This is a genomic window from Ferruginibacter sp. (assembly GCF_014377975.1).
In the GTDB taxonomy this organism is placed as follows: Bacteria; Bacteroidota; Bacteroidia; order Chitinophagales; family Chitinophagaceae; genus Ferruginibacter.
Genome location: NZ_JACMOO010000028.1, coordinates 1 through 13,349, shown reverse-complemented (window position 1 = coordinate 13,349; position 13,349 = coordinate 1). Strand labels below are relative to the sequence as shown.

The following is a 13,349-nucleotide window of genomic DNA, read 5'->3' as shown; positions in this document are numbered from 1 at the left end:
ATGCTGAGTGCTGTATTAGGTCTTTCGTGGTCTAAAAACGCTTACCAGAACATGAGTACATCAAACAACACTTTTTTGTCTAACTTTTACGGATACTCAAATCTTGGTGCAGGTGCTTCAGCAAGACCAGGTTCTGGCAGCGCCGATGGTGATAACACCTTGAACTCTTATTTTTCTAGGGTTAACTATTCTTTCAAAGACAGGTATATGTTAACTTTAACCGGGCGTGAAGACGGTTCTTCCCGATTTGGTAAAAACAACAAATATGGCTTTTTTCCCTCTGCAGGTGTTGCCTGGAGAGTATCTCAGGAAAAATTCATGAAAAATGTGGATGTTATTTCTAACCTTAAAATTCGCGCCAGTGTTGGTCGTACAGGTAATCAGGAAATTGGCAGTTATACTACGCAGTCATTTATTAGTACAACTTCTGTAATATTAAATAATTCTGCCGTAACTGGTCTTTATCCAAGTTCGGTAGCTAACCCCGATCTGAAATGGGAAACGACCACTCAAAAAGATGCAGGTGTGGAAATTGGTTTCTTTCATGATCGCTTGAATATTGCGGTGGATTATTATCATAAAATAACCAGCGATATGTTGCTGAACGTTCCACTTCCTTTGTCAACTACCACTGGCAGCGTAAGAGAAAACTATGGTAAAGTTCAAAATGCCGGTTGGGAATTTACTGTTAACACCCGCAATATACTTACCACAAATTTTAAATGGAGTACTGACGTTACGTTAACTTCTAATCAAAACAAAGTATTGCAGTTAGGACCTACAGGAGCACAAATTATTGACCAGGCTGGTGCTGGTAATGGCACTTCTGTTTTAAGGGTTGGATATCCAATTGGTTCATTTTTTGGATTGAATCGTTTAGGTACTTATAGTACCCAGGAAGCATCATTAGCCTTCAGGTATGGCATGAGACCGGGCGATCTTAAATTTCAGGATGTAAATCAGGATGGTAAAATTGATCAGACAACAGACGGTAATATCATAGGAAGAGCATTTCCAAAATATCTGTTGGGTATTAACAATACCATTACCATTAAAAGCTTTGACTTAGGAGTTGACATTCAAATTGTGCAAGGCGTTTCAAAAGCATTTGTGCATGAATCTGCTGAAGATCGCCAGTTAGTATCCGGGGGGTTAAATACCACTTTGATGGCCTGGCGTCCGGATGCACAAAATTCACAGGTAGCTCAGTTGCGTCCAGGTAATGGGGGTGCTTATTACCAGTCTTTTCCTGATACACATATGATGTATGATGCTTCTTTTATCAGGGGTGCCAACGCTACTATCGGATATACATTGTCTGACAAATTGGTAAGTAGAATGCATCTGCAAAGAGTAAGATTTTACCTGAATGCAGCTAACTTCTTCTTAATAACCAAAGCAGCCGGTTACGACCCTCAGGGTAGTTCACTTGATAAAAATATTTCGCTTGTGCCAAATACTGATAAATACCAGTATCCAACACCAACGGTGTATGCTTTTGGTTTGAATGTTAGTTTATAATTTTAAGTTAGTGTATAATTTTAAAAAAATTACAATATGAAATTTACTATAAAGAAAAATAATGTAGTTGTACAATACACATTATTATTGACAGCGCTTTTATTTGTGCTCGGAAGCTGTACCAAATTTTTGGATGAAAAACCAACTGCTAATTTAAGCACCGACTATAAGTTTACTACGAATGAAGAAGGGAGAGCTTTGGTAGCGGGTGGCTACAGATCGTTAAGAGATGCCTATACCGGCGGTGCAGGCGATTACGGCAATTTTTTACCTGCAACATTGGAATACTGGACGGGTGGCGCCTGGTCATCTGATTCGCATCCTCAGGCATGGAAGTTTGAGACCAATCAGCTTTCTGGTAGTTTACTAAGTGATTTTGACGCTTACTGGAATATAAATTACCAGGGTGTTAAAGACTGTAATGTGGCGATCTCAAAAATTAACGGTATTACTGAATGGACACCTGCAGAAAGATCAAAATGGATGGGACAAATGCGTGCACTTAGGGCCTTGCACTATTTTAACCTGGTACGTTACTTTGGTGATGTAGTAATGGATACTGTTTTAAGTACTTTAAATAATGCCCAACAACCAAGGGTATCTCTCAAAACCATTTATGATGTGGTTATTATACCTGACCTTGAGTTTGCGGTAGCCAGCAGTTTAGAGGATGTTGCCATCGATTCAAAAGGACCTGGTTATATTACCAAGTTGATGGCAAGAGCCATACTTGCAGATGTTTACCTTACCTGTGCAGGTTATCCCTACCAGGAAGTTGCAACAGATGCTGCTAAAAACTGGTGCGTAGATGGATTATTTTCACAATCTGCTTATCCGGTTATTAATGCAAGTGCAGCCGGTTTTTTACAGAAAGCTGCTGATCAGTTAAATGCTTTATATGGCAGATACTCTTTAGTATCTAACTATCGGGCGCTGCACGATCCTGCCAATAACAATAGGGGCGAATCTATTATGCAGATTCAATTTTTGAAAGGGGTAGCTACTATGAGCGGCTTTATCGGCGCCACGCTTCCTCCGGCACAAAAAGCAGCAAATATGACCGAATACGGTACTTTAATCCCTACTATTGGGTATTATAATTCATACGGTCCTGACGATTTGCGTGCCAAGGAACGCCAAATGTTTTATACCAGCGATAATGTTGCTTCGGTGTACGATCCCTCTAATCCGATTGTGCATTTTGATCAACCCTATTGTTTTAAATATTATGACTCAGCAGCACAAAAAAGCGATGGCCAGGTTAATTTGAATTTTACGCTTTACCGTTACTCAGATATTTTGCTGATGTTAACTGAAGTTAACTGGACTTTAAAACAAAATGGTGTAAGTATAGCGGATGCTGATTTGATAAAAGGTATTAATGCGGTAAGAGCAAGGGCTACCCTTCCTGCTTACCGTGCCAGTGATATCAGCTTACTTACTATTTTTAGTGAAAGGGCCTGGGAGCTGGTATTTGAAAATAAAATGATTTGGGATCAGCGCAGGTCGCGTAAATGCCTTATCGATGGTGTTGGATCTTTTGCCGGAATTGAAAATTTTGTAGGCCATCAGCCAACTACTTTCAGTTACAAGTTTTCTAACATGAATTTATTGGCACCTGTTTCAGCAGGCGAGATTGCTAATAATGCAAAATGTTTACAGAATTTTAGCTATCAACCCAAACAGATAGGGCAGTAAAAGAGATCAATAACATTCTTAACTAATTTATACAGAATAAAATGAAAAATAAAATAACGTTCATATTAATAGGTACAATAGCGTTGTTGCAAAGTTGCAGCAAACAAGACTATTATAACGTACCTAAAGATGCCAATGGGAATGTGATTATCACTACCGTGGCAAGTACAACTAATACGGGCATTACCACACTCGATAATAGCTTTACGGTAAATGCAGTGCTGCCCAATGCAAAGGCAGGAGATGTAATGATTGTTGAGTTGTTGGCACAGCAAGTTCCGGCAGGTGGTGGTGCTACTCAAATGCTTCCTATATCCGGCAGTCAACAATCTGTTGCAGTATCAGCTGATTTTAAAGTTTCTGCAACTTATACCAGAAGCCAGGCAATGATGACTAAAGCAGGTGATGTAGTAGCAGTTACTTTTGCCGGTAAAACGGATGCTGCGCTTATTAAAGCAATTACCATGACGGCCGCTACTTCTGTTGCAGGGCCTAAATACAATGGTAATAAAGTTACCCTGATTCGTTCTGCAGGTACTGCTTACTTTGATGTTGCGGTTAGCCCTAAAGCAGCTGCATATACCGATATTGTGGTAGTTAAGAGTAAAAATGGTGCAAATGAAGCTTGGCAAACCCTTGCTGGTCCTTACATCGGTGCTGCTTCTAAAGTATACATCAGCGGTAACGACTTTGCAGCAGGTAAAGATACCATGTACTATATGTTTATATCTTCTGTGGGTACTTTTACTGATACTATTAGGCAAACCGTAGTGGCCAACGCTCCTTATTTTCAGTTAACTAAATCGGGTACCATGACACTTGGGGCAAGTTCAGGGGGTTTAAATACCCTGATTAATGGTACAGTTGCTGCTGACAATGCCATGGGTATTATGGCAATTGACGGAGGTTCATTAACCATACATGCGGGTTCTGTTTGGGCAGCTGTTGCTGGCAATACGCTTAACTTTGTGCCAACCACGGCTGCTGTGTACAATGCAAATAATTCTGATGCTGCCCTTGCTGCTTATGCTGCTGGTACTTCACAAGTCACAGTTGACCCTAATGCTAAAACTTCAATTTATGTATTTCAGATTGTTACAGGGGGAACTACTTACTACGGTATGCTGAAAACAGGTAGTCTTGTTCCGGGTGTATCCGTTACGTATGAATATAAAATTGGCAATATGTATGCTCAGTTTGCCGTATTAAAATAATACAATAAATACATAAGCCTGGTTAATATAACAACGGGAATCCCTTGTTGCATTAACCAGGCTTTCTGGTGATAATTTTTTAATCAGTAACCGGTTTAGCCATGTCTTTTGATCCAGTTTTGGAAATATCCGGAATTAAAAAAAATGAAAACATAATTTTTGAACGAGTCAAAAGAGGCGGTTTTGCGGGTAAGTATCCAACCATCCAACGCATACGACATTGAATAGTTTATGCGGCAACAACTGGCAGATAAAAGTATTTAAAATCACCTTTTATCAGTTCAAAAATCATTTTTGTTATTTAATTTAGCTCAACTAAACTCAACAAAATAAAATATAAGATTTTTAAATTATAATTTTTTATGGGTAAAATGCAGATAATAAAAACACCGGACAAGTATGACGTAATTATTGTAGGGTCTGGTGCAGGTGGCGGTATGGCTGGGTATGTGCTGGCCAATGCAGGTATTAAAGTATTGATGCTGGAGGCAGGACCATTTTTTGATCCTGCAAAAGATTCAAAACAATTGCAATGGCCTTCCGAATCGCCCCGCAGAGGTGCTTCTACGACCCGTGCGTTTGGAGATTTTGATGCGGCATTTGGTGGATGGGAAATAGATGGCGAACCCTACACCATGAAAGATGATACAAAATTTACCTGGTTTAGATCGCAAATGTTAGGCGGGCGTACCAACCACTGGGGTAGAATTTCGCTGCGCTTTGGACCACATGATTTTAAAGGAAAAACATTTGATGGGGCAACAGATGACTGGCCGATAACCTATGACGAAGTGAAACCATATTACGATAAAATTGATCGCTTATTGGGTGTGTATGGTTCGGTTGAAGGATTAGAAAATGATCCCGATGGTATCTTCCTTCCACCACCGAAACCCAAGCTGAGTGAAATATTAATTAAAGAAGGTGCCAAAAAAGCGGGGGTAAAAGTAATTGCCGGCCGTGGCTCGGTACTAACAGAAGCCTTGCCGGGTAATAAAGACCGGGGAGCCTGTTTCTTTTGCGGCCAGTGCAGCAGAAGTTGCAGAATATACGGCGATTTCTCTTCCTCCTCCTGCCTGGTAATACCTGCTATTAAATCGGGTAACCTAAAAGTAATTACCAATGCAATGGTAAGAGAAGTAACTGTTGGAAAGGATGGTTTGGCAAAAGGCGTTTCTTATATCAGCAAAGACGATATGCTGGAATACCAGGTAGAAGGAGGTATTGTTATTCTGGCAGCAAGTGCTTGTAGTTCTGCCAGGATATTACTCAATTCAAAATCAGCGACCCATCCCAATGGATTGGCTAATAGCAGCGGTGTGGTTGGTAAGTATTTACATGATTCTACCGGTTCTGAAATGGCTGGATTTTTACCTAAATTAATGGATCGTAAAAGATACAATGAAGATGGTGTGGGAAGTGCTCAAATACTTTCTCCCTGGGTGCTTGATAATAAAAAATTAGATTTTCCACGTGGATACCATATTGAATTTGGCGGCGGCCTAAGCATGCCCGGATACGGGTTTGGATTAGGAGTTCCTAAAATGAACGGATTGGTTCCCGGACGGGACGGAAAGATGAAGGATGCCGGCGGTTTTGGCAGCGCTTTAAAAGATGATTACCGTCGCTTTTATGGTGCCAATATCGGTATGTCTGGACGGGGATTGGCAATAGCACGCGAATATAATAATTGCGAAATTGACCCCAACGTGGTAGATAAATTCGGTATCCCTGTTTTGCGCTTTAATTATAAATGGAGTGATGCTGAAATTAAGCAGGCCAAACACATGCAGGAAACATTTGCATCCATTATGCACGAAATGGGCGCCATTGTTACAAGACAGGCAAAAGGTGCCGAAGATAATTACGGTCTTAAAACACCGGGAGATATCATTCATGAAGTGGGTACTGCAAGAATGGGGGATGATCCTAAAACTTCTGCATTAAACAAATGGTGCCAGGCACACGATTGTAAAAATTTATTTGTTACTGATGGCTCATCCTTTGTTCAGCAAGGAGATAAAAATCCTACCTGGACAATACTTGCACTTTCTATGAGAACGGCAGAATACATCATTGATCAAAAACGTAAAAATAATATCTAGCTTTATGAACAGAAGGCAATCATTAAAAGCATTAGGAATATCAACCATTACCACAGGATTATTGCTGGGTGCTTGTAAAACAAATAAGTCATCTTCCGTTGTTGATAAAGACAATCTTGATGACATGACCGGGCTACAGGATTTTGAAAAAGAACGGTTAAAAAAGTTAAAAAATGATCCCCCATTTTTTAATGAGCACGAAAGGCTTACGCTTATTTTACTGGGTGATATCATCATCCCCAAAGATGAAGTATCGGGTAGTGCCTCAGATGCAAAAGTGATAGAATTCATTGATTTTATAGTAAAAGATATGCCCATTCACCAGGTACCATTGCGCGGCGGATTAAGGTGGCTTGATTTGCAATCTCTCAATCGCTATGGACAATCTTTCAGAGAATCCACCACCGCTCAGCAAATGGAATTAGTACAACTAATTGCTTATCCTGATAAAGCTACTCCGGATATGCACCAGGGGGCTGTTTTCTTTAGCAGGGTACGCGACCTTACGGCTACAGGATTTTATACCAGTAAAATTGGTATAAAGGACATCGGATACATGGGCAATGTACCACACAAATGGGAGGGTGTTCCAAAAGACGTACTGGCACAATACAATTTAAAGGAGGATTGATCAATACTGATTTTTTATCATTCACTATTACAAATTTAATTATGAAAAAAAGTAAAACGATTTTTACTAAACCGGAAAATTCAAGACGCAGTTTTATTAAAAATGCTGCCATGGTTTCAGCCGGTATTATGATTGTACCCCGGCATGTATTAGGCGGTAAAGGGTATGTTGCACCAAGTGATAAGTTAAATATTGCAGCCATTGGTGCAGGTGGTAAAGGGAATGGTGATATAAAAGAATTTTCAAAAAGTCCGAACGTAAATATTGTTGCTTTATGTGATGTAGATGACCGCAGGTCTGCAGAAACCAGAAAATTGCATCCTGATGCAAAATATTATAAGGATTTCAGAAAAATGCTGGAAGCCGAAAAAAACAATATTGACGCCTGTTCTATTTCAACCCCTGATAATTTGCATGCCATTGCAACAATGGCGGCAATGCAATTAGGTAAACATGTGTACACTCAAAAACCTTTAGCACATGATATTTTTGAAGCACGTGCATTGGCTGAAGCAGCAGGTCGTTATAAAGTGATTACTCAAATGGGTAACCAGGGTGGATCAAGTGATGGCGTACGCCAGGCGCATGAAATGATTGATGCAGGATTAATCGGCGACGTGCATACCGTACAGGTATGGACCAATCGTCCGGTATGGCCACAAGGTTTACCAACGCCCACTGGTAATTTTCCGGTTCCAGCCGAGCTGGACTGGGATCTTTGGCAAGGCCCTGCAAAAACAGTAGACTATAATCCTGCTTATTTACCTTTTAGCTGGAGAGGATACAATGCCTACGGTACCGGCGCATTGGGCGATATGGCTTGCCATATGATGGATCCGGTATTCCGCATTTTGCCCATCGATTTTCCAACAGAAGTAGAATGCAGTATTCCCAAAAGCTGGACGCTTGATGGCAAGGAAGCGAAATATCCGGACGGGTTCCCGCCCGCGTCTGTAATTCATTTAAAATATCCCAGAAAAGATGGAAAAGGAGATATTAGTGTTTCCTGGTACGACGGAGGTTTAATGCCACCCCTGCCGGATGAACTGGTAGACGGTGATAGATTTGGAGGAAGTGACGGCGGAGCATTGTTTATTGGGGATAAAGGTAAAATGATTGTTGATTGTTACGGAGAAGATCCAAGGTTGTTGCCCACTAAATTAATGAAGGAAACAACCATGCCTAAACAAACCATTGCAAGGGTACCCGAAGGACATTACCTTCAATGGGTAAATGCCTGCATTGCTGGTTATGGCAAAGGAAAAACAAGTTCACCATTTGAGTATGCAGGCCCATTTGCCGAAAGTATTTTAATTGGTAACTTAGCCATTCGCAGCTGGAACCTCGAAAGTAAAAAAGCCAATGGAAAAGCGGCCTTTTTAGGCAGAAAGAAATTATTGTGGAATGCCAAAGAAATGCGCATCACCAATTTTGAAGAAGCTAACCAGTTTGTTAAAAGAGAATATCGTGCAGGCTGGAGTTTGGGTATTTAGCAGTTCATATTTCACACATCATTAAAACATAAAAATAAATGAAAAAATTTAGCTTGTTTTTTGTAGCAGTAATCACTTTAATGGCCTGCTCAAATGCTAAAAAAGTTGTAAAAGAGGATACTGCAAAATTGGCAAATGACGGAAAAGGCTGGGTCAGCCTTTTCGATGGAAAATCATTAGACGGTTGGAAAGCCAATGAAATGCCAGGTACATTTTCAATTGAAGATGGCTGCATCAAGGTAGCAGGCCCACGTGCTCACTTGTTTTATGATGGACCTGTAATGGACCATAACTTTACAAATTTTGAATTTAAAGCAAAGGTAAAAACTGAGCCTGGATCTAATTCCGGTATCTATTTCCATACCGCTTATCAACAGGTAAATTTCCCGGATAAAGGTTTTGAAGTTCAGGTAAATAATTCGCATACCGACTGGAAAAGAACAGGGGGTTTGTACGACATTAAAGATACAAAGGAAGTGTATGTAAAAGATGACGTTTGGTTTACTGAATATATTCGTGTTGAAGGAAAACATGTAATCGTTAAAATTAATGATATCGTAGTAACTGACTGGACACAGCCTGAAAATTTTGCACCTGCTAAAAATCATATTGGCCGTATAATTTCCTCTGGTACTTTTGCATTCCAGGGTCACGATCCTAAAAGTATTGTATTCTTCAAAGACATCATGGTTAAGCCTTTACCATAAGCAACTAATTAATATTCAGGAATAGCAGCATGCTGCTATTCCTGAATTATTTTTATACAATCCATATTTTTGAATTCGAAATAATAAATTGTATTTCCATTATTGTGGGAAGAAAATAGTATTGCAATGGCAATGGGTTGATTGTTATTTCTTTGATTAAATAAACATTTTTAAATAAAATCAAATGAAACCGATTGTTCAGATTTCTTTGGATCTTACCAATATTGACGAAGCGCTGCAAACAGCGGCAATGGCCATGCGGGCAGGCGTTGACTGGCTGGAAGCGGGTACACCACTCATTTTAGCGGAAGGATTGCATGGAGTAAGAAAATTACGGGAAGCATTTCCGGGGATACCGATTGTTGCGGATTTAAAAACAATGGATGGCGGCTATCTGGAAGCAGAAATGATGGCCAAAGCAGGCGCCACGCATGTAGTAGTAATGGCCAGGGCGCATGAAGAAACCATTAAATGTGTAGTAAATGCAGGTCGTGATTTTGGGATAAAAGTAATGGGCGATAACCTTGGTTGTGAAGATATGGTAGCAGCAGCCAAATGGCTCGAAGAGCTTGGGTGCGACTATGTAATTCACCACATTGGGTATGATGAACGACGGGGAATTGCAGCAAGAGGTTTGCGCATGCCCAGCCCGCTTGATCAACTTAGAGAAGTGGTGAATGCGGTTAAAATACCAGTACAGGCTGTTGGTGGACTTACTTTGGAACAAGCCATTCAATGCCCTGAATATGGAGCGCCTCTGGTGGTATTGGGTGCACCGTTGACTATTGATGGTGATAGTTTTAAAACGGCAGGTGGCGACCTCGAAAGTTCATTGCGCCTGATCTGTGAAAAAATTCATTCTTATATAATTCAGTAAAAAAATAGAAAATGAAATCAGCCGCTGTAGTAAATTTTTCCCCCGAAAAAGGCTCTGTTGAAATAAGGGAAATTGATCAACCCATCATTGGTGAGGAAGATGTTTTACTTGAAGTTGCCAACGTGGGCGTTTGCGGCAGCGACCTGCATCAATGGACAGCCGATCACAGCTGGCCGGTAAATTATCCTGTGGTACTGGGCCATGAATTCGGTGGCCACATTGTTGAAGTTGGCAGCAGGGTAAAAGGGTGGAAGGAAGGCGATCGGGTAGTGAGTGAAACTGCGGCCGTAATTGATGTAAATAATCCCATGTCAAGAATTGGATTGTACAATCTTGATCCAACCCGTAAAGGTTTTGGATATGGTGTAAACGGAGCCATGACGCGGTTTGTAAAAGTGCCGGCCCGTTGCTTACACAAAGTGCCTGACCAGATTCCGTTTGAGCATGCCTGCTTAACAGAGCCCTGCTGCGTTGCCTACAGTGCAGTGGTTGAAAACACGGGGCTAAAACCTGGTGATCGTGTGGTGGTACTGGGGCCTGGAACAATTGGTATTTTATGTGCTGCCATGGCAAGGTTGTGTGGTGCACAGGTGGCAATTGTTGGTTTGGAAGCAGATAAACACCGGCTGGATATAGCAAAGCAATATGGTTGCGAAGCCATCATTGGTGATGCAACAGAATGGGCTTTTAAGCGGGATGGACTTGGTGCCGATTGTGTAATTGATGCGGCAGGGTCAAGTATAACTTTAAAAATTGCCATGCAGTTGGTTAGACCCAATGGAAAAATTACAAAGGTTGGCTGGGGTCCGCAGCCACTGGGTTTTAATCTTGATCCGCTGGTGCAAAAAAATATCCGGTTACAGGGTAGCTTCAGCCATAACTGGCCCACGTGGGAAAGAGTACTGGCGTTGCTGGCAAGTGGACAACTGGATGTAAAGCCCATCATTGGAGGTGTGTGGCCCATAACCGAATGGCATACCGCATTTGAAAAAATGCACACAGGCGAGATTGTAAAAAGTGTTTTAAAACCAGTATAATAATAATGCCATGCGATTAAAGGATAAAGTTATTATTGTAACAGGAAGTACCACCGGCATTGGTAAAGCGATTGCTATACGTTGTGTGGCAGAAGGTGCAAGGGTAGTCATCAATGGATTGGATAAAGAGGGCGGTGAAGTAGTATTAAAAGAATTGGGTGAACACAACGCTGTTTTATACATTGAAGATATAAGTATTGCAGGAGCTCCGCAGCGCCTGGTAGATGTGGCAGTGAAAAATTTCGGCAAGCTTGATGCGTTGGTAAATAATGCGGCAATGGTAGTATCGTCCAATATTCATACTACCAATCTTGCGTTTCTTCGTACTGTGTTGGAGGTAAATACGGTAGCACCTTTTGCCTTGATACAGGCGGCATTGATACACTTGCGGCAGGCACATGGATGTGTATTAAATATAGGTTCGGTAAATGCCTACAGTGGCGAACCAAACCTGCTTCCGTACAGTATTTCAAAGGGAGCATTGATGACGATGACCCGTAACCTTGGCGATACTTTGCATCGGGAAGACGGAGTGCGTGTAAACCAAATTAACCCGGGGTGGGTATTAACCGAAACCGAAACATTGCGTAAACGGGAACATGGTTTAGCAGATGACTGGTATAAAGCGATTCCGGCAGTGTATGCACCCGCAGGAAGGATTTTAAAACCGGAGGAAATTGCAGCCGCCGCTGTGTATTGGTTAAGTGATGAATGCGGTCCAATATCAGGCCAGGTGGTGGATCTGGAGCAACATCCTTTTATAGGACGCAATCCACCCAAAGATGCAACCACCATTCCTGTATCAAAATAAAAAAATTACCATGCCTAAATTAGCAGTCTTTCCCAAAGCATTTATGATACCTCTTTGCAAAGATGGGAGCATGCGCCTTTCTGAATGGATAGCGTTAGCCGTAAAGCTTGATATAGAAGGTTTGGAATGGTATGCCGGTTTTTTGGAAATGAAGGACGAAAAAAACTGGCTCGGATTCCGGCGCCAGGTAGAAGATCATGGCAAAGTAATTCCTATGATGTGCTGTTCGCCCGATTTTACCAACAGGGATGCTGCCTTTCGTGCAACAGAAATTAATAAGCAAAAACGATGGATCGACATGACCCAAACTTTGGGAGGATCTTTCTGCCGGGTACTTTCCGGGCAAAAGCGTCCGGAGCTTTCAATTGATGAAGGGATAAAGCTGGCAGCCGATTGTATACTGGAATGCCTGCCATACGCACAAGAACGAAACATCACGTTAATTATAGAAAATCATTACAAAGACGATTTTTGGGACTATCCGGAATTTGCCCAAAAGATGGATATTTTTTGTAAGCTGGTAGATAGTATCCACCATCCTTTTTTTGGGATAAATTATGACCCCAGCAATACTTATCTCGCCGGTGAAGATCCCATTGAATTATTGAAGCGGGTTGCGGACAGGGTTGTTACCATGCATGCAAGCGACCGCTATCTTAAAGAAGGTACATTGGAAGACCTGCGCAACGAAGAAGACGGGGCACAGGGATATGCCAGGCGCTTAAGTCATGGCGAAATCGGTAAAGGCTTGAATGATTATGATGCCATTTTCCGCATTTTAAAAACCGCAGGTTTTGATAGCTGGATCAGTATTGAAGATGGAGTAGATGGTATGGATCAACTGGAAAGAAGTGTATCTTTTTTAAGAAAGAAAATTGCAGGGTACTGGCCGTAGCATTTATTGATAGGTAATAATTTTCATGATCAAAAATATCTTCTCCCAACAATGAAGTATAAATCAATTTTAGTATTGCTGCTACTTTGTATAGTAAATGTTGGCTGCCATGCACAACAATCTTCACAGCCGGTATCCACCAAAAAAATTGATAAATGGATTCAGCAAAAAGACTGGGCCAGCGGATTGTCTTTAAACCTGCACGTTTCGGTAAATAAAGCTGCATTCTATGAAGCATATCATACCAATAAAAAATTGTGGGATACTGCATTTGCTTTTTTACAAACGCAGGATTTGATAAATATGCCTATCGGCAAACGTCCGCTCATCGGTGAAACCGTTTTTATTTCGGTAACGGAT

The 13,349-nt window shown here is 41.2% G+C and carries 12 protein-coding genes; all 12 read left to right on the top strand.

The window, feature by feature from the left end; translation table 11 throughout:
* Positions 1 to 1,521: SusC/RagA family TonB-linked outer membrane protein (locus H7254_RS01955; protein WP_301931385.1), on the top strand; the 1,521-nt coding region annotated here is incomplete at its 5' end.
* A gap of 36 nt (positions 1,522 to 1,557) precedes the next feature.
* Positions 1,558 to 3,219, top strand: a complete 1,662-nt coding sequence (locus H7254_RS01950) for a RagB/SusD family nutrient uptake outer membrane protein (protein WP_301931384.1) — start codon at positions 1,558 to 1,560, stop codon at positions 3,217 to 3,219.
* 41 nt (positions 3,220 to 3,260) lie between these two features.
* The gene (locus H7254_RS01945) at positions 3,261 to 4,433 is read left to right on the top strand and encodes a hypothetical protein (protein ID WP_301931383.1); all 1,173 of its coding nucleotides are present in this window, start codon (positions 3,261 to 3,263) and stop codon (positions 4,431 to 4,433) included.
* A 371-nt stretch (positions 4,434 to 4,804) separates the two neighbouring features.
* Positions 4,805 to 6,538: a GMC family oxidoreductase gene (locus tag H7254_RS01940; protein ID WP_367875411.1), complete on the top strand. Its 1,734-nt coding sequence runs from the start codon at positions 4,805 to 4,807 to the stop codon at positions 6,536 to 6,538.
* A 4-nt stretch (positions 6,539 to 6,542) separates the two neighbouring features.
* A complete protein-coding gene (locus H7254_RS01935) occupies positions 6,543 to 7,169 on the top strand; it encodes a gluconate 2-dehydrogenase subunit 3 family protein (RefSeq protein WP_301931381.1) in 627 nt (208 codons plus the stop codon).
* Positions 7,170 to 7,210: 41 nt separating this feature from the next.
* Complete coding sequence (locus H7254_RS01930) at positions 7,211 to 8,662, top strand: Gfo/Idh/MocA family protein (protein ID WP_301931380.1); 1,452 nt, start codon at positions 7,211 to 7,213, stop codon at positions 8,660 to 8,662.
* Between the two features lie 38 nt (positions 8,663 to 8,700).
* Positions 8,701 to 9,369: a DUF1080 domain-containing protein gene (locus H7254_RS01925; RefSeq protein ID WP_301931379.1), complete on the top strand. Its 669-nt coding sequence runs from the start codon at positions 8,701 to 8,703 to the stop codon at positions 9,367 to 9,369.
* A 184-nt stretch (positions 9,370 to 9,553) separates the two neighbouring features.
* Positions 9,554 to 10,246: an orotidine 5'-phosphate decarboxylase / HUMPS family protein gene (locus tag H7254_RS01920; RefSeq protein WP_301931378.1), complete on the top strand. Its 693-nt coding sequence runs from the start codon at positions 9,554 to 9,556 to the stop codon at positions 10,244 to 10,246.
* An 11-nt stretch (positions 10,247 to 10,257) separates the two neighbouring features.
* Positions 10,258 to 11,283, top strand: a complete 1,026-nt coding sequence (locus H7254_RS01915) for a zinc-binding dehydrogenase (protein WP_301931376.1) — start codon at positions 10,258 to 10,260, stop codon at positions 11,281 to 11,283.
* Between the two features lie 10 nt (positions 11,284 to 11,293).
* Entirely contained in the window at positions 11,294 to 12,094 is an 801-nt protein-coding gene (locus H7254_RS01910) for an SDR family oxidoreductase (protein WP_301931375.1), read from the top strand.
* A gap of 10 nt (positions 12,095 to 12,104) precedes the next feature.
* On the top strand, positions 12,105 to 12,989 hold the full coding sequence (locus H7254_RS01905) for a sugar phosphate isomerase/epimerase (protein WP_301931374.1): 885 nt from the start codon (positions 12,105 to 12,107) through the stop codon (positions 12,987 to 12,989).
* Positions 12,990 to 13,040: 51 nt separating this feature from the next.
* Positions 13,041 to 13,349, top strand: a 309-nt coding sequence (locus H7254_RS01900) for a hypothetical protein (RefSeq protein WP_301931372.1), incomplete at its 3' end; no start/stop codon positions are given.

Excerpts from the sequence above, each read along its gene's own strand:
- H7254_RS01950 (WP_301931384.1), top strand. The coding sequence starts at position 1,558 with ATGAAATTTACTATAAAGAAAAATAATGTAGTTGTACAATACACATTA.
- H7254_RS01945 (WP_301931383.1), top strand. The coding sequence starts at position 3,261 with ATGAAAAATAAAATAACGTTCATATTAATAGGTACAATAGCGTTGTTG.
- H7254_RS01940 (WP_367875411.1), top strand. The coding sequence starts at position 4,805 with ATGCAGATAATAAAAACACCGGACAAGTATGACGTAATTATTGTAGGG.
- H7254_RS01935 (WP_301931381.1), top strand. The coding sequence starts at position 6,543 with ATGAACAGAAGGCAATCATTAAAAGCATTAGGAATATCAACCATTACC.
- H7254_RS01930 (WP_301931380.1), top strand. The coding sequence starts at position 7,211 with ATGAAAAAAAGTAAAACGATTTTTACTAAACCGGAAAATTCAAGACGC.
- H7254_RS01925 (WP_301931379.1), top strand. The coding sequence starts at position 8,701 with ATGAAAAAATTTAGCTTGTTTTTTGTAGCAGTAATCACTTTAATGGCC.
- H7254_RS01920 (WP_301931378.1), top strand. The coding sequence starts at position 9,554 with ATGAAACCGATTGTTCAGATTTCTTTGGATCTTACCAATATTGACGAA.
- H7254_RS01915 (WP_301931376.1), top strand. The coding sequence starts at position 10,258 with ATGAAATCAGCCGCTGTAGTAAATTTTTCCCCCGAAAAAGGCTCTGTT.
- H7254_RS01910 (WP_301931375.1), top strand. The coding sequence starts at position 11,294 with ATGCGATTAAAGGATAAAGTTATTATTGTAACAGGAAGTACCACCGGC.
- H7254_RS01905 (WP_301931374.1), top strand. The coding sequence starts at position 12,105 with ATGCCTAAATTAGCAGTCTTTCCCAAAGCATTTATGATACCTCTTTGC.